Raw genomic sequence first — 19,605 nt, 5'->3', positions numbered from 1 at the left:
TTGCGTATCTCCTGAAATCCGGCTCACTCGGGACGTCTGCGCGATTCGTCGAGCAGGCTGCCAAGGCTTGCCGCCTTGGGCTTGACCAGCCAGAAATGACGCACGTGTTCGCTGAAGTCGTCGAGAATCTCACGCCCGCGGGCAGAGTTCGTCTCGCTCACAAACTCCTCGATGATCTCCCGCAGGTGACGCCGGTAGGCCTCCATGGCCTCGGTGTTGATCCGGTGGATCTCCACCAGCTCATGGTTGTAGCGATCGACGAAGGAGCGATCCTCGTCGAGCACGTAGGCAAAGCCACCGGTCATGCCGGCACCGAAGTTGACACCGGTCTCGCCGAGTACGCAGACCAACCCGCCGGTCATGTACTCGCAGCAGTGGTCGCCGGCCCCCTCGATCACCGCATGGGCGCCGGAGTTGCGCACGGCGAAGCGCTCGCCGGCGGTGCCGGCGGCAAACAGCTTGCCGCCGGTGGCGCCGTACAGGCAGGTGTTGCCGATGATCGCCGTCTTGTGGCTCTCGAAGCGGCTGCCGCGGGGCGGTACCAGCACCACCTTGCCGCCGTTCATGCCCTTGCCGACATAGTCGTTGGCATCGCCCTCCAGATAGAGGTTGAGGCCGCGAGCGTTCCACACGCCGAAGCTCTGCCCGGCCACGCCGGTGAAGCGCAGCGTGATGGTGGCGTCCTCGAGGCCGGCTTCGCCGTAGTGCTTGGCCACCGCACCCGAGGAGAGCGCCGGCACCGAGCGGTCGCAGTTGGTGATGGTGAAGGCGAACTCACCGCCGCTCTTGTCGGCAATGGCCTGCTCGATGGCGGCCAGCACCTCCTGATTCTTGGCACCCGGGTCGTGGGGTACGTTGCGGCTGACCTGACAGAACTGCGGCGCATCGGCGGGCACGAAATCGTTGGCCAGCAGCGGCGTCAGGTCGAGCTTGCGCTGGGAAGCAGTGTCGCCTTCCAGCACCTCGAGCAGATCGGTGCGGCCGATCAGGTCGGTCAACTGACGTACGCCCATCATTGCCATCAGCTCGCGCACTTCTTCGGCGATGAAGCGGAAGTAGTTCTTGACCATGTCCACGGTGCCGCGGAAATGCTCGTCGCGCAGGTACTGATGCTGGGTGGCCACGCCGGTGGCACAGTTGTTGAGGTGACAGATACGCAGGTACTTGCAGCCCAGCGCCACCATCGGCGCGGTGCCGAAGCCGAAGCTCTCGGCGCCGAGGATCGCGGCCTTGACCACGTCGAGGCCGGTCTTCAGGCCGCCGTCGGTCTGCAGACGGATCTTGTCGCGCAGGCCGTTGATGCGCAGCGCCTGATGCACCTCAGGCAGACCCAGCTCCCACGGCGAGCCGGCGTGCTTGATCGAGGTCAGCGGGCTGGCCGCGGTGCCGCCGTCGTAGCCGGACACGGTGATCAGGTCGGCGTAGGCCTTGGCCACGCCGGTGGCGATGGTGCCGATGCCGGGCTCGGAGACCAGCTTCACCGACACCTGCGCCTCCGGGTTGACCTGCTTGAGGTCGAAGATCAGCTGCGCCAGGTCCTCGATGGAATAGATGTCGTGGTGCGGCGGCGGCGAAATAAGCGTCACGCCGGGCACCGAGTAGCGCAGCCGCGCGATCAGCTCATTGACCTTGCCGCCGGGCAGCTGACCGCCCTCGCCAGGCTTGGCACCCTGGGCCACCTTGATCTGAAGCACCTCGGCGTTGACCAGGTAGGTCGGGGTGACACCGAAGCGCCCGGAGGCGACCTGCTTGATCTTGGAGCTGCGGATGGTGCCGTAGCGGGCCGGATCCTCACCGCCCTCGCCGGAGTTGGAGCGTCCGCCGGCCTCATTCATGGCCTGGGCCAACGCCTCGTGAGCCTCGGGGGAGAGCGCGCCCAGCGACATGCCGGCGCTGTCGAAACGCGGAATCAGCTCGTCGATCGATTCCACCTCCTCGAGCGGCAGCGTCGTCTCGGCGGCCTTGAGCCCCAGCAGGTCGCGGATGGTCGCGGCCGGGCGCTCGTTGACCAGTTGAGCGAATTTCTTCCACTTGGCGTAGTCGCCTTCCTGCACGGCCTCTTGCAACGCCTTCACCACGTCGGGGTTGTAGGCGTGATACTCGTGGTCGTGCACGTATTTGAGCAGGCCGCCCTGGGCGATGCCCTTGCGCGGCGTCCAGGCGTCGCGGGCCAGCAGCTCCTGCTGCAGCTGCAGCTCGCTGAAGCCGGTACCCTCGATGCGTGAGGCCATGCCGGTGAAGCACAGCTCGACCACCTCAGAGGAGAGTCCCACCGCCTCGAACAGCTGCGAGCCGCGGTAGGAGGCCAGCGTCGAGATGCCCATCTTGGAGAGGATCTTGTAGAGCCCCTTCTGCATGCCCTTGCGGTAGTTCTCGCGGGCATCGGCCGGGTTGCCGGTGAGCTCGCCGGTGCGGTGCATGTCGGCCATCACTTGATAGGCCAGCCACGGGAACACCGCGGTGGCGCCGACACCGAACAGCACCGCCATCTGGTGAGCGTCACGGGCGTAGCCGGTCTCGACCACGATGTTGGCGCGCGGGCGCAGGGCCAGCCTGCCCAGATGGTGGTGCACTGCCCCCACCGCCAGTGCGGCGTGGATGGGCAGCTGGCCCTTCTCCAGGTTGGCGTCCGACAGTACCAGGATCACCTTGCCTTCGTGCACTGCGGCCTCGGCCTGACGGCACAGTTCGACGATGGCCGCCTTGAGCCCCATCCGTTCCGGATCGTAGCCCAGGCAGAGGCGCTGATGAGAGAAGGCCGGGTCGTCCTGCTCGAGCAGCGCGGTGAACTTGCGCGGCGACAGCACCGGGGTGGTCAGGATGATCCGGTGGGCGTGCTCAGGCGTGGCCTTGAACACGTTGAGCTCGGCACCGATACAGGTCTCCAGCGACATCACGATCGCTTCGCGCAGCGGGTCGATGGGCGGATTGGTGACTTGGGCGAACTTCTGGCGGAAGTAGTCGGTGAGCAGCCGGCTGCGACGCGACAGCACCGCCATGGGGGTGTCGTCGCCCATGGAGCCCACCGCCTCTTGACCGCTCTCGGCCAGCGGCCGCAACACCTGATCACGCTCCTCGAAGCTGACCTGGAACATTTTCTGCCAGGTATTGACCGCATCGGAGTCCATGTTCTGGAAGCTGGCCAGCTCGGTCAGCGCCGATTCCAGATAGTGCGCCTCTTCCTTGAGCCAGCGCTTGTAGGGATAGGCGGACTTCAGCCGCTCGTCGATGTCCCCGGTATGCAGCACTTCGCCGGTGTGGGTGTCCACGGCGAGGATCTGACCCGGGCCGACGCGCCCCTTGGCCACCACATCGTCGGGCTTGTAATCGTAGGTGCCGATCTCCGAGGCCAGGGTGATGTAGCCATTCTTGGTGATCACCCAGCGCGCCGGACGCAGGCCGTTGCGGTCGAGCATGCAGACCGCCTGGCGGCCGTCGGTCATGACCAGGCCGGCGGGGCCGTCCCACGGCTCCATGTGCATGGAGTTGTATTCGTAGAAGGCACGCAGCTCTGCGCCCATGGTCTCGACGTTCTGCCAGGCTGGCGGCACCATCATGCGCACGGCGCGATGCAGTTCCATGCCGCCCATCAGCAGCACTTCGAGCATGTTGTCCATGCTCGAGGAGTCGGAACCCACGGTATTGACGATCTCGTCGAGCTCGGCGATGTCGGGCAACCGCTCGTTGACGAAGTTCTCCTTGCGCGAGTTGGCCCAGCCGCGGTTGGCTTCGATGGTGTTGATCTCGCCGTTGTGGGCGAGGAAACGGAACGGTTGCGCCAGCGGCCAGCGCGGCTCGGTATTGGTGGAGAAGCGCTGGTGGAACACGCAGATCGAAGTCTGCAGTCGCTCGTCGCCCAGATCCTGATAGAAGGTGGGGAGATCCACCGGCATCATCAGGCCCTTGTAGGAGATCACCTGAGACGACAGCGAGCTGACGTAGAAGTCTTCTTCGTCGCGCAGCATCTGCTCGGCGCGACGACGCGCCATGAACAGGTCGACGTCGAAGCGCTCGGGGTCGCCGAGCTTGCCCGGCTCGACGAACAGATGACGAATGCGCGGCAGGCAGGCGCGGGCGATGGGCCCGCAGTAAGTGGGATCCACCGGCACGTTGCGCCAGCCGCGGATCACCAGACCGCAGGCACGCAGCTCACCCTCCAGAATGCCGCGTGCGCGGGCTTCCTTGGCGTCGTCGTCGGGCAGGAACACCGCGCCCACGGCGAACAGCTCGCCCAGCTCGACGTCGAGCGCCTCGGCGGCGGCCTCGCGCATGAAGGCCTCGGGCATCTTCAGCAGCAGGCCGCAGCCATCACCGGTCTTGCCATCGGCGGCGATACCGCCGCGATGGGTCATGCAGGTGAGGGACTCGATGGCGGTACGCAGCAGATCATGGCTGGCCTGCCCTTCCATATGTGCGATCAGGCCGAATCCGCAGTTGTCACGGAACTCGCCTGGTTGATGAAGGCCTCGGTTCATGGGCGTGCCTCAGAAAATGACTATTGACCAAACAACAGCAGTTATGTATTCTAATCAGTTTTCTTCTTATTTTGGCCGCCAAGAGCAGCCTGCCGCTGTCGCGAGAAAAGGACGCCCAGCATAGACACTTACTGCCCCGCCGCGCAATCTCCCGCCCACCACGCCACCTCCAAAACTCTCGCCAAATCCGCAACTTGCTGAATGACTCAAAGCAAAAAAAACCACCAGTTCAACGACTTGCGAAACCCATAAACGGATTTCAAACGATTAGAATCAGGCATGCGCCTTTAGTCTAAAAATACCCGTTTTCCCCATGCCGATACGGCATGAGGCATACGGATTTGATGCCTGAAGCGCAACATGTGTCGCTCTGATCAGTTCAGAACAGCATTCGCGGAACAGCAAGAAGGCCGCACGAATCGCTTCGTGCGGCCTTCTTGCTAAAGAGAGGAAAAGTCGGCGAAACGCCAGCGCCGAGGAAACCTCAACGCCGGGGGAACGTGGCCAGCAACTCCTCGAGCAACTCTCGGGGGGTCTGGTCATGGATCACCGCCCGGCCCAGCGTCTCGAGCAGAATCAGGCGCAGGCGCTCATCGACGTTCTTCTTGTCCAGACGCATGCGGGTGAGGAAGTCCTCCACGCCCATGTCGGCGGGAGCCACCAGCGGCAGGCCGGCGGCGGCGATGATGGCGGCGGTGCGCTCGACGTCGCCGGCATCGAGCCAGCCGAGCCGATGCGAGAGTTCAGCCGCCATCAGCATGCCGACGCCCACCGCCTCGCCGTGCAGCCACTGGCCGTAACCCTGGTGCGACTCGATGGCATGACCGAAGGTATGCCCCAGGTTGAGCAGTGCCCGTACGCCCTGCTCGGTTTCATCCTCGGCCACGATCTCTGCCTTGAGTCGGCAGCTACGCTCGATGGCCCAGGCCAGCGCCTGCGGCTGCAGGGCTCTCAGCGCGGCCATTTCGTCTTCCAGCCAGGCGAGGAACTCGGCATCGCGAATCAGACCGTACTTGATCACCTCGGCCAGCCCCGCCGAGAGCTCCTTGGCCGGCAGCGTGCGCAGGGTATCGGTGTCGATCAGCACTGCCCGCGGCTGCCAGAAGGCACCGATCATGTTCTTGCCCAGCGGATGATTGACGCCGGTCTTGCCGCCCACCGAAGAGTCCACCTGGGAGAGCAGCGTGGTGGGCACCTGGATGAACGCCACGCCGCGCTGATAGCAGGCGGCAGCGAAGCCGACCATGTCGCCGATCACCCCGCCTCCCAGAGCCACCAGGGTGCAGCGGCGGTTGAAGCCGGCCTCCAGCAGCGCATCCCAGATGAGACCGACGCTGGCCAGGGTCTTGGTCGCCTCGCCGTCGGGCAGCACCAGCTCGCGCACCACTGCGTCACTCGGCAGCCCCGCCTTGAGGCGCGCCAGGTAATGGGGAGCGACCGCTTGGTTGGTCACGACCATGACCTGGCGCCCGGCCAGGTAGGGTGCCAACCAGGCGGGCTCGCCGAGCAGGCCGGTACCGATGTGAATGGGATAGCTGCGCTCACCCAGCGCCACCTGAAGCGTGCGCGGGACGGTAGAGGTTTCGCTCTCGGTCATGGTTCAGGCCTTGGCTTGTAGAGGGTCGACCAGCCGCTGCACGCGGCGCACGATCTCGTTGACCACCGCACGAGGGCTGCGCCGGTCGGTGCGCACCACGATATCGGCCGTGGCGCGGTAGAGCGGGTCGCGCACAGCGAACATCTCACGCAGCACCTGCTCGCGGTCGGGGCGCTGCAGCAGGGGGCGGTTGCGATCCTTGGCCACACGCTTGAGCTGCTGTTCGACGGTGGTGAACAGATAGATGACGGTGCCTCGCTCGCGCAGCCGCCGACGGTTCTCCTCGCGCAGCACCGCCCCGCCGCCAGTGGCGATGACCACCCCCTCGAGCTCGGTCAGCTCTTCGATCATCTGCACTTCGCGATGGCGAAAACCCGCCTCGCCCTCGACGTCGAAGATCCAAGGAATATCGGCCCCGCAGCGGGCCTGGATCTCATGATCGCTGTCGAGGAACTGACGCGAAAGTTCGGCCGCCAGAAGGCGGCCGATGGTGCTCTTTCCCGCCCCCATGGGGCCGATCAATATCAGATTGGGCAAATCCTGCATCAGCGAATCGCCAGGCCGTCCTCGAGTATGCGTGGAGTGATGAAGACCAGCAGCTCCACCTTCTGATTGCTCGACTCATTGTACCGGAAAAGCCTGCCCAGCACAGGCAGGTCGCCAAAGAAGGGCGTCTTGGCCAGACGGCTGAGCTGCTCGGTGGTGAGAATGCCACCAAGTACCACCGTCTCGCCGTTGTCGACCAGCACCTGGGTCTCGATGCGATTGGTATCGATGGGCGGCGCCTGGCCCGGCAGGGCCTCTCGGAAGCTGTCGTTGGTGATCACCAGGTCCATGATGATGCGGTTGTCGGGGGTGATCTGCGGCGTCACCTCCAGCGACAGCAGCGCCTCCTTGAAGTCGGTTTCGGTACCCCGATCGCTGACGGTCTGGAAGGCCCGCTCCTCGCCCTGCTGAATGAGGGCGGTACGCTGGTTGGCGGTGATCACCCGTGGCTGCGAGATGGTCTGACTCTTGTTCTCGCTCTCCAGCGCTCTCAGCTCGAGGTCGAGCAGGATGTCGCCAGAGAGGTAGCCGAAGCCGAAGCTGGTCATGGGGTTGGCACTGCCCAGATCGACGGCCAGGCCGCCGCGCTGGAAGCGGCTACCGGACGGAGTCTCGAACTCGCCGGTGAACTGGCCGCGCGGGTCGCGCTGCCCGGTGAAGCCGTCGCCCGTCACGGCAGTGGGTACGCCGGTGGAGGCGCCACCCAGGTTTAGGCGGCTGCTGCCGCGCGACGACGCGCCCCAGTTGACGCCAAGCTCCTGGGTCACGCCATCGCGGGCGATGACGATGCGCGCCTCGATCTGTACCTGACGCACCGCCACGTCGAGCTGGTCCAGGGTGCGCAGGATATCCTGGATCTGGTCGGCAGTGTCCTGGATCAGCAGGGTGTTGGTGCGCTGATCCACCGCCACGCGGCCACGCTCCGTGAGCAGGCCGAAGCCGTCGCCACCGCGCAGCAGCTGGGCCAGGTCCTCGGCGCGGGCATAGCGCACCTGCACGTACTCCGAGACCAGCGGCGCCAGGGTCTCGACCTGGGCCCGCGCCTCGAGTTCCTGACGCTCGATGTTGGCCAGCTCACTGGCCGGCGCCACCATGATGACGCTGCCCTCCTGGCGACTGGCCAGGCCATGGCTCTTGAGCACCAGGTCGAGCGCCTGGTCCCAGGGCACGTCCTGCAGATTGAGGGTGACCTGACCGGTCACGCTGTCGCTGGCCACCAGGTTGAGCCCGGTGAAGTCAGCGATGATCGCCAGCACCGAGCGTACCTCGATGTCCTGGAAGTTGAGCGTGATGCGCTCGCCGGTATAGGGGAACTGCTGGCGCACGCGCTGCTCACGCTCCTGCTGGGTGACGGGCTGCGCCTCGATGGTCAGCTGACGCCCGCTCTGGGTGGAAAGCATGGCGAACTCGCCGCTGCCTTCGATCTCGAGGGTCACTCCGTCGCGTCCGACCCGCGGCGTGATGCGCCGCAGCGGCGTGCCGAAGTCGCTGACATCGAGGACCTGATTGTGCGCTTCCGGCAGGTCGACACCGCTGAGCTCGGCGACGATGCGGTTACGGCCCGATTCGCGCACCCTGGCGTCGACCCCGCTCCGATCGAAGGTGACGATCAGCCGCCCCGCGCCGCCTTCGCCGCGGCGAAAGTCGATGTCGGAGATACTCGGCATGCCACCGGGGGCAGCCGATGCCGGCGCCGAGGCCTGAGGCGACGCCGCCGGCTGGGCGGGCACCGTGCCCGGCGCAGCCGCCGGGCCACCGATGGTCAGCCGCAGCTGATCGCCCTGCTGCTGGGTGTCGTAGGGCAGCGGGCGGTCCATATGAAAGACCAGCCGCGTACGAGAACCGGCCTCGAGCGCCGTCACCTGTTCGACGCCGCCGATGCCCAGGTCGAGACGGCGACGCTCCAGGGCGTTGGCCGTATCGACGAGATCGATGGTCAGCCGCGCGGGCTCATCCAGCCGATAGCCGCGCACTTCGGGCACCCCGCCACGAAAGCTCAGGTCGACCAGCAGCTCGCCGCGCTCGCCCTGACGAAAGTCGAGGTCGGTCAGCGTGGATGCCGCCAGCACCGGTGCCGCCAACAATGCCAGGCAGAGTAGCGCCAATGTGCCAATCAGATGTCTCATCGTTCCCCTTCCCCTCTGCCCATTCCGACTGCTTCTGCTGCCACGACTAGCACTTTGCTCTAGCGACGCTCTTCGAGCGCCAGGCGAGCCGTTCGCTCCATCCACCCGCCGCCGCCGGTGGGCACCAGCTCCACCAACTGCACCGACGAGTCGGTGACGCTGACCACCCGGCCGTGATTGCGCCCCAGATGGTTGCCGGTGCGCAGGCGATGCACTTCTCCCCCCGGCGCCCTCACCAGGGCATTCGTCTGGCCGCCCATGGTCAAGATGCCCACCAGCCTGAGCGCTTCCAGGTCGTATGCCTCGAGCGACTCCCGGGCGCGTTCGGGGTCGGGCGCCAGGTCGCTGCTGCCCCGCGGCACCGCGTCCGGCTCCGGCAGCTGCGGCCTGAACGGGCTGCGGCGATCGCTGGCCTGGTAGGGTACCGACTGGTAGTCGGGCACCTCCGGCATTTCCAGCGGGCGCGGCGTACCGGGATCGTTGCGAATGTCGGTCAATCGGCGGTCCAGCTCGCCCAGCTGCGGATCGGCGCAGCCGGCCACCAGCAGGGTTGCCACTACCAGTAGCCAGCGCACTTTCATCGCGCCTCCTCCCCGCCCTGCGGCCGATAGCTGTAGGTTCTGGCCAGCATGGAGAGACGCAGACGATCGCCACCCTCCACCGGCGCCAGCACGAAGTCGTGCAGCGTGACGATACGTGGCAATGCCGCAACGCCGGCAAGGAAGCCGGCAATGTGGTGGTATTCGCCCTCTACCTGGATGTCGAAAGGTCGCTCGATATAGAAGTCACGCTCCACGGTGCTGCGCAGACGAATGAAGTCGATCGTCAGGTGGTGGTCGAGGGCGGTTTCGCTGACGCTGTCGATCAGCGAGGGAATCTCGGCACCGGAAGGCAGCATGGCCATGAGCTCGCTCATGCGCGTTTCGAGCCGGGCCATCTGCTCGAGCATCTCCGGCAACTGGGCGGCCTGAGCGGCACGGTTGCGGTAGTCCGCCAGCAGGCGCACCTCCTCGGCCTGTGCACGCTGGAGCTCATCGCCCTTGGGGCCGGCCAGGTACCAGTGTGTCGCGGCAAAGGTCAGGCCCAGCACGAGCAGGCAGCAGAACCACTGCAGCAGCAGCGGCCAGGTGCCGGACTCCTTGAGGTCCAGTTCGCGCCAGTCGAGTTCGCGAAGACGACGAATCTCTGCTTGCAGGTTCATGACTCGTCTCCCGCCTCACCGCTTTCCGCCACCTGGGCACCTTCTATCAGCTGCACCACGCCAAGACTGAAGCGACGGCGCTCACCGCCGCCGTCGGCTTCGACCTCCGACAGCACCGGCTCTGAGAACGAAGGCGCGACGGCCAGGGCACGCATCTGCTCGGAGACGCGATGGTTGCTCTCGGCCCGGCCCGACAGCCGCAGCTGATCGCCCTGCCGGCTCAGTTGGGTGTAGTGAACGCCATCGACCAGGCTCAGGGTCAGATCGCGAAAGACACGCACGGTCTGGGAGCGACCCTGCTGCAGGTCACTGAAGACCTGGACCTGACCGATCATGCGCTCACGTATCGCTTCATATTCGCGAATCGAACGGATGTCGCCGTCGAGCTGCTGCATGCGAGCCTGTACATGAGCGTTGCGCTGCTGCTGTGCGCTCACTGCCATGTCGTAATAGTGCATCATGCCCAGCCCACCGGCGCCGCCGAACACCGCCATCGCCGCCAGAGCCAGATAGAAGCGCCGGCTGCGGCGGGCGCGTTGCTGCTCCCGCCAGGGCAGGAGATTGATTTCGATGCTCATGAGACCGACCTCATCGCCAGGCCGCAAGCGGTCACCATGGCCGGCGCATCGCTGGCCAGGGTCTGCACGTCGATACGTGAATTGATCTTCATGCGCAGGAAAGGATTGGCGATCACCACCTGCATGGCGCTCTCCTGGGCGAGCCGCTCGGCCAGCCCCGGAATCACGCTGGAGCCGCCGGCGAGGACCATGCGCTTCACCTCATGCTTGCGCCCCGCGGTGTAGTAGAGCTGCAGCGAGCGTCCGACCTGCTGAACGATGGTTTCGATGAAAGGGCTCAGTACGCTGGCGTGGTAATCCTCGGGCAGGCCGCCGCGCTTCTTGGCCAGCCCTGCCTCCTCCAGGGTCAAGCCATAGCGTGCACGAATCTCCTCGGTGAGCTGACGACCGCCGAAGACGGTGTCGCGGCTGTAGACGATGCGACCACCGCGCAGCACGTGAAAAGCGTTCATGGTGGCGCCGATGTCGACCAGCGCCACGCAGTCGTCCTCGCCCGCCGCGGGCGGCAGCTGCTGGCGTAGCTCACCGAAGGCGCGTTCCATGGCAAAGGCTTCCACATCCACCGCCGCCGGTATCAGGCCAGCCTGGCTCAGCGCATCGGTAAGCTGGTGCACGTCCTGCTGTCGGCAGGCGACCAGCAGCACGTCTTGCTGATCGCCGTAGCGGGCGTTCAGTCCGAGGCGCTGAAAATCGAACGCCACCTCACTGAACGGAAACGGAATGTGCTTGTCAGATTCGAGTTGAATGCGCGCCTCGATCTCGTCATCGTTGAGCGAGGCGGGAAGCGTGAGGGTCTTGGTGATGGCGGCACTGGCCGGGACGGCTGCCACGGCCTGGCGTGACGTTGGCCGGGCGCTCTCCACGGCTCGCCGCAGCACGTCGGCCACTTCGCCCATGTCGCGAATGCGCCGTTCGACCACGGCACCTTCACGCAGTGGTCTGACGGCATAGCTTTCGATCTGGTAGCGGGCACCCATCCGCCTGAGTTCGATCAGCTTGACCGTTGCCGAGGTAATGTCGACACCGATCAACCCTTTACCGGAGGGTCTGAGTCGCATCAATCGTTGCCCTTGCGTATACGCTGCGATGAGCGCCTGTCCTACATTATGATTATGCGCCTCAGGGTATCTGGTACGCCAAGGCTGGCAGAAATCATACTCGCTCTCTGTGGCCGAGGTTACCTGAAATTTGGCCAGCTCACACAAAGTTGGACGGACACTCCCTCAACGCTGGTGGTAGCAGGTCCGGATTCCTTATAATGTGCAGGCCAGCGAAGGCTTCCTTTCATCGCCCTTTCTTCATGCTCTCACCACGGACAACGCCTTTTCATGAAGTGGATCAAGACTTTGGTTTTCTCGGCCTTCTGGCTATTGGTATCCTTGACCGCCGCTGCTCTACTCAGCGTGGCCGGGGCGGCCCTCTACTTCTCACCCGGCCTGCCCGACGTGCGCCAGTTGCAGGACTTCGAGCTGCACACGCCGCTGCGCGTCTTCACCCGTGACGGCAAGCTGATCGGCGAGTTCGGCGAAGAGCGCCGCATGGCGGTCTCCTTCGACGAGATACCCGAGGACTTCATCCAGGCACTGCTGGCCGCCGAGGACGCCTCCTTCTTCGAGCATCGCGGCGTCGATCCCCGCGGCCTGGCGCGAGCCGCCGTGGAACTGGTCTCCAGCGGTGGCGACATCCAGTCGGGCGGCTCCACCATCACCATGCAGGTGGCGCGCAACTACCTGCTCACGCTCGACCGCACCTTCACCCGCAAGATTCGAGAAATCCTGCTGGCACTGCAGATGGAGCGCATCCTTACCAAGGAGGAGATCCTCGAGCTCTACGTCAACAAGATCTTCCTGGGCAACCGCGCCTACGGCATCGCCGCCGCCGCGGAGGTCTACTACAACAAGCCGCTGGAAGAGCTGACCCTGGCAGAGAAGGCGATGATCGCCGGCCTGCCCAAGGCACCTTCGTCGTTCAACCCGCTGGCCAATCCCGAGCGCTCGCTGATCCGCCGCAACTGGATCCTCTACCGCATGCGCCAGCTCGGCAACATCGACCAGGCGACCTACGAAGCCGCCGTGCAGGAGCCGGTCACGGCCCGCCGCCACGTGGCCCAGATCGAGGTCGACGCCGATTACGTGGCAGAGATGGCACGTCAGTACGCCGTGGAGCGCTTCGGCGAGGAAGCCTATACCGGCGGCTATCGCATCCACACCACGCTGGACAGCGAGCTGCAGCCCTACGCCCGCCAGGCTCTGGCCCGCGGCCTGATCGATTACGACACCCGCCATGGCTGGCGCGGCCCGGAGGAGCGTGAAATTCCCTCGAGTCTGGCCGAGGCTCAGGCCCGCACCGAGCGCCGCGGCCTGGAGGAAGAGCTGGCCGAGTCGCCGGAGATCATGCAGACCGCCCGCCAGGCCGCCGAGCGCAGCCAGACCCGCGTGGAAGGCATCGAAGGCGACGTCAGCAACTGGCTGCGGGTACTCGAGCGGACCCCCGGCTTCGGCCCGCTACAGCCGGCCATCGTGGTGGCCAGCGAAGGGCGCGAGATGCGCGTACTGACCCGTGGCGGCGAGCTCGTCACACTGAACTGGGACGGCCTGTCCTGGGCCCGCGCCTACCGTAGCCCCAGGGCCCGTGGGCCGGAGCCGAGCTCGGCGAGCGAGATCGCCGCGCGCGGTGACCTGGTACGCATCCTGCAGCGCAACGATGGCAGCTGGCGGCTCTCCCAGCGCCCCGACGCCGAAGGCTCGATCGTGGTGATGGAGCCTGACACCGGCGCCATTCTCGCCCTTCAGGGCGGCTTCAGCTTCAACGCCAGCAAGTTCAATCGCGCGGTGCAGGCCCAGCGCCAGTCCGGCTCGATCTTCAAGCCGTTCGTCTTCCTCGCCGCGTTGGATACCGGCCTGATGACCGCCTCCACCGTGGTCAACGACGCCCCCGTGGTCATGCACGACGGCAGCAGCCTGTGGCGTCCGGTGAATGCCAGCGGCGATTTCCTCGGCCCGACCCGGCTGCGCGAAGCCCTGGCCCGCTCCCGCAACCTGGTGACCATCCGCATACTGCAGACCCTGGGCCTCGACAGCACCATCGAGTACCTGGAAGGCTTCGGCTTCAGCCGCAGCCGCTTGCCCCACGGCCTGTCGCTGGCGCTGGGCAGCGCCGACCTGACGCCGCTGGAGATGACCAATGCCTATGCCGTACTGGCCAACGGCGGTCTTCGGGTGTCGCCGTGGTTCATCGAGCGCGTCTCCCGCGGCAGCGACGACAACGTGCTCGACGAGGCCCGCCCGGCCATCGCCTGCCGTAGCTGCGACGAGGGTCAGACCGAGGTCGTCATCGATGGCCGGACCTATGACGTGGCCCCCCGGGTCGCCGACCCCACCGCCGTCTACATTCTGCGCGACATGCTGCGCGACGTGATCGAGAGCGGCACCGGGCGCTCCGCGCTTTCGCTCAATCGCAACGACGTGGTGGGCAAGACCGGCACCACCAACAACCAGCGTGACGGCTGGTTCGCCGGCTACAACGACGACTTGGTGGTCACCGTCTGGATCGGCAAGGACAACAACGAGACCATCGCCGAATACGGCGGTAACGCCGCCCTGCCGATCTGGATCGACTTCATGGGCAATGCGCTCAACGGCCGCCCGGAAGCCAGGCCCGAACCGCCTGCCGGCCTCGTCACTGCCCGCGTCGACGCCCAGACCGGCCGTCGTCTGGCCGACGGCCAGTCCGGTGGGATCAGCGAGATCTTCCATCCGGACTATCTGCCCGACATGGAACCTCGCCGCGTCGAGCAGGAGATCGAGCAGCGCAGCGGCTCCCAGGGCACCGGTAGCTATGAGGCGATCTTCTAGAGGACTCGCCACTCCCGGCGGCAAGGATGCCGCCATCGTCTTGTCGACTGACGAAACGCCGCCCCTCGAGGCGGCTTGACCTTGGACAACAGGACAGGTTCGTTGCCATGCCACAACTCAGGCCACGACTCAGGCCATGGAGTGCCTCGGGACTCACACTTCTGCTTCTGCTTTTTCCGGGCCTCGCCCTTGCCGCCAGCGTCTTTTATGCACCGCCGCAACCCGAGGATGACGCCCCTGGCTTCAGCGGTGAAGCCGAGCTCGGCTACACCCACCTCGCCGGCAATACCGATAGTCAGACCCTGATCGGCAAGAGCCGGCTCACCTGGCTGACGGGTCGCCTGAGCCACACCCTGCGTGGTGAAGTGCGCAACGTGACCCGAGACGGCACCACCAGCGCCGAGCAGTACCTGCTCTCGCTGCGTGAACGCTACGACTTCAACGGTCCCCACTACCTGTTCGGCTTCGGCCGCTGGGAGCGGGACCGCTTCAGCGGCTACGAGCATCAGCTCACTGCCATCGGCGGCTATGGACGCGACGTGATCGATACCCAGCGCCACCGTCTTTCGCTGGAAGCGGGGCCAGGCTATCGCTTCGACCAAATCAAGGATGAGGAGAACGACAATCTGGGGCTGCTGTACACCGCTCTCGATTACATGTGGACGCTCTCCCCCCACTCCTATGTACGCCAGGAAATGTCGGTGGAAGCCGCCAACGAGAACACCACGTCTCGCTCGGTGTCCGCGCTGACCGCCAGGCTCAACTCGCGCCTGTCGCTGCGTCTCTCTCACGAGGTTAGGCACAACTCGAGCCCGCCGGAGACGGCCGATGCCAACACCGACCATACCACCAGCGTGACGCTGCTCTACACCTGGTAATCGCTTCCTGACCACACCCATACAACGCACTGCGCCGGCCCCAGGGCCGGCGCAGTGGATTGGTGACGAAGCTTAGAACGCAGTCGATCAGCCGCCGTAGACGTCATCCACCGTCTTCAGCGGGTAGTGGGCGGGATAAGGACGCCGTGCCACGCCGGAGTCCACCGCTGCCTGGGCCACCGCCGCCGGGATCCGCTCCAGCAGGCGCACATCGACCGGCGTGGGGATGATGTACTCGGGACCGAATTCCATGTGCTCGCGCTCGTAGGCGTCCAGCACCTCCTGAGGCACCGGCTCCCGCGCCAGATCCTTGAGCGCATGCACCGCGGCCACTTTCATCTCCTCGTTGATGCGCGTAGCACGCACGTCCAGCGCTCCGCGGAAGATGAAGGGAAAGCCCAGCACGTTGTTGACCTGGTTGGGATAGTCGGAACGACCGGTGGCCATGATCACGTCGGGGCGCGCCTCGCGTGCCACGTCGGGATGAATCTCCGGATCGGGGTTGGTGCAGGCGAAGACGATGGGGGTCGGCGCCATCTTGCGGATGTGCTCGGCGGTCATCAGGTTGGGCCCAGAAAGGCCGATGAAGACATCGGCGCCGTCGATGGCATCGTCCAGGGTGCGCTTGTCGGTCTCCCGCGCGAACATCGCCTTGTAGGGGTTGAGTCCCTCGCGCCCGGCGTGGATCACGCCGCGACGATCGAGCATCACCAGATTCTCGGAGCGCGCCCCGCAGGCCAGCAGCAGCTTCATGCAGGCGATGGCTGCCGCGCCGGCGCCCAGGCAGACGATCTTGGCATCTTCCAGCCGCTTGCCGGCGATCTCAAGCGCGTTGAGCATGCCGGCCGCGGTAACGATGGCGGTGCCGTGCTGATCGTCATGGAAAACGGGAACACTACACTGCTCGATGAGAGCCTCTTCGATCTCGAAGCACTCCGGCGCCTTGATGTCCTCGAGATTGATGCCGCCCCAGGTATCGGCAATGCGCGCTACCGTGTCGATGAAGGCCTGGGGGCTCTCGGCATTGACCTCGACGTCCACCGAGTTGATGCCGGCGAAGCACTTGAACAGCACGCCCTTGCCTTCCATCACCGGCTTGCTGGCCAGCGGACCGAGATTGCCCAGGCCGAGGATGGCGCTGCCGTCGGAGATCACCGCGACCAGATTGCCCTTGCCGGTGTAGCGGTAAGCATTCTCCGGGTCACGGGCAATTTCCCGAACCGGCTCGGCGACACCTGGACTGTAGGCAAGGGAGAGATCACGAGCGGTCGCGGTGGGCTTGGTCAGCTCCACGGAGAGCTTTCCGGGAATCGGTTTGGCGTGATAGTCCAGCGCTGCCTGCTTCTTGGCGTCTGTCATGCTGAAAGTCCGGTATCCATCTTGGGGAAGGGCCACCTACCATATAGAAAAACCTTCCACATCTCAATGAAACACCCGTTCGCGCTTTTTATGCGCGCTTTCGCGAACGTTGCTGACCATTTGCTGCAACTTATACCTCCCAAAGCAACCATAACCGATACCTTATCGATCTCCCGTGACAAACGGCGGGCAAAAGAAAACCCGCCGTGACGGCGGGTTTTCTCGCACTGCGATCGTCGCCCTAGGCGAGCCGGATCAGCCGCGCTTGATGGCAGCTCCAAAACGCTTGTTGAAGCGCTCGACGCGACCACCGGTGGTCGCCTGCTTCTGCTTGCCGGTGTAGAAGGGGTGGCACTGAGAGCAGACGTCCAGTGACAGGTCATGGCCGACGGTGGTGCCGACCTCGAAGGTCGCGCCGCAGGAGCAAGTCGCAGTGACCTTCTTGTAATCCGGGTGAATACCTTGTTTCATCTTGAGCCTCATGGAGCGGTATGCCGCCACCTGATCCGTTGCCAGGCACCGCATACGGGTTGTCTATCGTCGCTACGCGTACAACGTTAAGTCGTTTCAACCAACCGGTAGCCGCCGGGCCCGAGCCTCAGAGCCAGATGCCACGACGGCCGGATATTCTAGCAGAGTCGACGACGGAGGCCAATTGCCAGAATCCCTCTCCCCGCCGCGCGTGCTGCGGGTGGCGGTGCCCACCCCACTGCGACGCCTGTTCGACTACCGCCCGTGCCGCGAAGCGCCTGCCGGCGGCTGGCAGCCCGGCATTCGCGTGCGCGTGCCGTTCGGGCGGCGCCAAGTGGTCGGCGTGGTAGTGGAGTGCAGCGAGCGCAGCGACTTCCCCCTAGAGCAGCTGAAGCCGGTGGAGAGCTGGCTGGACGCCGAGCCGCTGCCCGAGGACTGGCTGTGGCTGTGCCGCTTCACCGCGCGCTACTACCAGCATTCGCTGGGCGATACGCTGCATCAGGCGATGCCTGTGCTGCTACGCCAGGGCCGCCCCCTGGCCGGTCGCATGCGTGAGCGCTGGCAGGCCCTGATGGAGCCCGACCGCGACGACCCGCGCCTGAAACGAGCGCCGCGCCAGGCCGAGCTGCTGGCCATGCTGCACCAGCATCCCCACGGACTGCCTACCCAGGCGATAGTGGCTCAGGGCTATTCCCGCGACCAGTTGGCCACGCTGGTGGAAAAACGTCTCGCCGTGCGCGAAGAGATTCCCCTGACCGCCGCCGAGCCCGCCACCGAGCAACTGCTCGCCGAGCCGGCACTGCCGCTCAACCGCGAACAGGCCCAGGCGCTGGCGGCCATCCACGAGCGCCTCGACGCCTTTCACCCTTGCCTGCTGCACGGCGTGACCGGCAGCGGCAAGACCGAGGTCTACCTGCAGCTGATCGAGGCGGTGGTCGCCCGCGGCCGCCAGGCGCTGCTGCTGGTGCCGGAGATCGGCCTGACCCCGCAGACCCTGGCGCGTTTTCGCAGCCGCTTTCGGGTGCCGGTGGTGGCGCTGCACTCGGGACTTACCGACAACGAACGTCTGGACACCTGGGAGGCCGTCGCCAGCGGCCGCGCGCCCATCGTCATCGGCACCCGTTCGGCGATCTTCACACCACTGGCGCGGCCCGGCGCGATCATCGTCGACGAGGAGCACGACGGCTCGTTCAAGCAGCAGGAGGGCCTTCGCTACCACGCCCGCGATCTGGCCGTAGCCCGCGCCAAGCATCACGGTATTCCGCTGGTACTGGGCAGCGCCACGCCCTCGCTGGAGAGCCTCTATCACGCCGAGCGCGGCAACTATCGGCACCTGCGCCTGACCCGTCGCGCCAGCCGTCATGCCCCGGCCCGGCTGGAGCTCACCGACCTTCGCGGCCGGCCGCGCCAGGGCGGGCTCATCCCACCGGCCATCGAGGCGATTCGCACCACCCTCGCAGCCGGGCACCAAGTGCTGGTGTTCATCAACCGTCGCGGCTTCGCGCCGACCCTGGCCTGTCACGCCTGCGGCTGGCTGGCCGACTGCGACTCCTGCGACGCACGCATGACCCTGCATCGCCAGCCGCCGATGCTGGCCTGCCACCACTGCGACAAGCGCCGCCCGGTGCCGGATGCCTGCCCCGACTGCGGCAGCGCCGATCTGCGCCCCTTGGGCAGCGGCACCGAGCGCACCGAGGAGACCCTGGCCACGCTCTTCCCCAAGGTACCGGTGCACCGTATCGACCGTGACAGCACACGGCGCCGCGACGCCTTCGAGCGCACCCTCGCCGAGGTCAGACGCGGCGAGCCCTGCCTGCTGGTGGGCACGCAGATGCTGGCCAAGGGCCACCACCTGCCCCACGTCACCCTGGTGATCGTGGTCAACGCCGATGCCGGGCTCTATGCCAGCGACTTTCGCGCCCTGGAACACAGCGCCCAGTTGCTCACCCAGGTAGCCGGCCGTGCCGGCCGTGCCGCCCATCCCGGTCGCGTGCTGGTCCAGACCCTGCACACCGACGATCCGCACCTGCGGCTGCTCGCCGAGCACGGCTACGACGCCCTGGCCACCCAGTTGCTGGCCGAGCGTCGCGCCGCCGCCCTGCCCCCGTTTCGCTTTCTCGCCCTGCTGCGCCTGGAGAGCCCGCGGGAAGAGGCGGCAACGGCGCTCGGCCGCGAGGCGGCCGCGGTGCTGCGCGACTGGCTGGCAGCGCACGCCCCCGACGTGAGCTGCCTGGGGCCCGTGCCCGCCCCCATGGAACGTCGTCAGAACCGCTATCATATGCAATTGATGCTGAGCGGCAGTCGGCGCAGCCAGCTCCACGCCGCCTGCGCCCGGCTCACCGCCTGGCTGGAGGCTTCGCCTGAGGCCCGTCGGGTACGCTGGTCGCTGGACGTCGACCCGCAGACGCTTGCCTGAACGCACGACCTTTAAAGCCGCGGCACAATTGCCGATAATGGCCGACCAGCCAAACTTTCGTGGCCGCGCCTTTTTGCGAGTGCCTTGTCACCGTCACCATCTCG

13 protein-coding genes are annotated in these 19,605 nt (G+C 65.9%); 3 read left to right on the top strand and 10 right to left on the bottom strand.

Annotation, left to right across the window (positions count from 1 at the left end; all coding sequences use genetic code 11):
• Positions 1–23 precede the first annotated feature (23 nt).
• The 8 genes from gltB to pilM form a co-directional block, all read right to left on the bottom strand.
• A complete protein-coding gene (gene gltB / locus HOP53_RS13675) occupies positions 24–4,475 on the bottom strand; it encodes a glutamate synthase large subunit (RefSeq protein WP_234270550.1) in 4,452 nt (1,483 codons plus the stop codon).
• A 484-nt stretch (positions 4,476–4,959) separates the two neighbouring features.
• Positions 4,960–6,072 (bottom strand): 3-dehydroquinate synthase, encoded by a 1,113-nt coding sequence (aroB, locus tag HOP53_RS13670; protein ID WP_234270549.1) that lies wholly within the window; start codon positions 6,070–6,072, stop codon positions 4,960–4,962.
• Positions 6,073–6,075: 3 nt separating this feature from the next.
• Positions 6,076–6,618 carry a shikimate kinase AroK gene (gene aroK, locus HOP53_RS13665; RefSeq protein ID WP_234270548.1) on the bottom strand — a complete coding sequence of 181 codons (543 nt, stop codon included), beginning with the start codon at positions 6,616–6,618 and terminating at the stop codon, positions 6,076–6,078.
• Positions 6,618–8,744 (bottom strand): type IV pilus secretin PilQ, encoded by a 2,127-nt coding sequence (locus HOP53_RS13660; RefSeq protein WP_234270547.1) that lies wholly within the window; start codon positions 8,742–8,744, stop codon positions 6,618–6,620. The genes aroK and HOP53_RS13660 overlap by 1 nt, the downstream gene beginning before the upstream one ends.
• 59 nt (positions 8,745–8,803) lie before the next feature.
• Positions 8,804–9,325, bottom strand: a complete 522-nt coding sequence (locus tag HOP53_RS13655; protein ID WP_234270546.1) for a pilus assembly protein PilP — start codon at positions 9,323–9,325, stop codon at positions 8,804–8,806.
• On the bottom strand, positions 9,322–9,945 hold the full coding sequence (locus HOP53_RS13650) for a type IV pilus inner membrane component PilO (protein ID WP_234270545.1): 624 nt from the start codon (positions 9,943–9,945) through the stop codon (positions 9,322–9,324). Before HOP53_RS13650 ends, HOP53_RS13655 begins: the two co-directional genes overlap by 4 nt.
• The gene (locus HOP53_RS13645; RefSeq protein WP_234270544.1) at positions 9,942–10,523 is read right to left on the bottom strand and encodes a PilN domain-containing protein; all 582 of its coding nucleotides are present in this window, start codon (positions 10,521–10,523) and stop codon (positions 9,942–9,944) included. The genes HOP53_RS13650 and HOP53_RS13645 overlap by 4 nt, the downstream gene beginning before the upstream one ends.
• Positions 10,520–11,581: a type IV pilus assembly protein PilM gene (gene pilM / locus HOP53_RS13640; RefSeq protein ID WP_234270543.1), complete on the bottom strand. Its 1,062-nt coding sequence runs from the start codon at positions 11,579–11,581 to the stop codon at positions 10,520–10,522. Before pilM ends, HOP53_RS13645 begins: the two co-directional genes overlap by 4 nt.
• A 270-nt stretch (positions 11,582–11,851) precedes the next feature.
• Here pilM and HOP53_RS13635 point away from each other — a divergent pair, with 270 nt between their 5' ends.
• Complete coding sequence (locus HOP53_RS13635) at positions 11,852–14,377, top strand: penicillin-binding protein 1A (protein WP_234270542.1); 2,526 nt, start codon at positions 11,852–11,854, stop codon at positions 14,375–14,377.
• A gap of 107 nt (positions 14,378–14,484) precedes the next feature.
• A complete protein-coding gene (locus HOP53_RS13630) occupies positions 14,485–15,255 on the top strand; it encodes a DUF481 domain-containing protein (protein WP_234270541.1) in 771 nt (256 codons plus the stop codon).
• Between the two features lie 87 nt (positions 15,256–15,342).
• Here the strand turns inward: HOP53_RS13630 and HOP53_RS13625 are convergent, their stop codons facing one another.
• Together HOP53_RS13625 and rpmE are read right to left on the bottom strand one after the other, a co-directional pair.
• Entirely contained in the window at positions 15,343–16,614 is a 1,272-nt protein-coding gene (locus tag HOP53_RS13625; protein WP_234270540.1) for a malic enzyme-like NAD(P)-binding protein, read from the bottom strand.
• A gap of 255 nt (positions 16,615–16,869) precedes the next feature.
• Entirely contained in the window at positions 16,870–17,085 is a 216-nt protein-coding gene (gene rpmE / locus HOP53_RS13620) for a 50S ribosomal protein L31 (RefSeq protein ID WP_026038326.1), read from the bottom strand.
• A 184-nt stretch (positions 17,086–17,269) separates the two neighbouring features.
• On the opposite strand from rpmE, the gene HOP53_RS13615 reads away from it, so the two are divergent.
• Positions 17,270–19,501 carry a primosomal protein N' gene (locus HOP53_RS13615; RefSeq protein WP_234270539.1) on the top strand — a complete coding sequence of 744 codons (2,232 nt, stop codon included), beginning with the start codon at positions 17,270–17,272 and terminating at the stop codon, positions 19,499–19,501.
• The last annotated feature ends 104 nt before the right edge of the window (positions 19,502–19,605 follow it).

The sequence above is a fragment of the Billgrantia ethanolica genome (assembly GCF_021404305.1).
Lineage (GTDB): Bacteria > Pseudomonadota > Gammaproteobacteria > Pseudomonadales > Halomonadaceae > Halomonas > Halomonas ethanolica.
The sequence above is the reverse complement of the archived record's forward strand: the minus strand, read 5'-3'. Positions and strand labels throughout refer to the sequence as shown.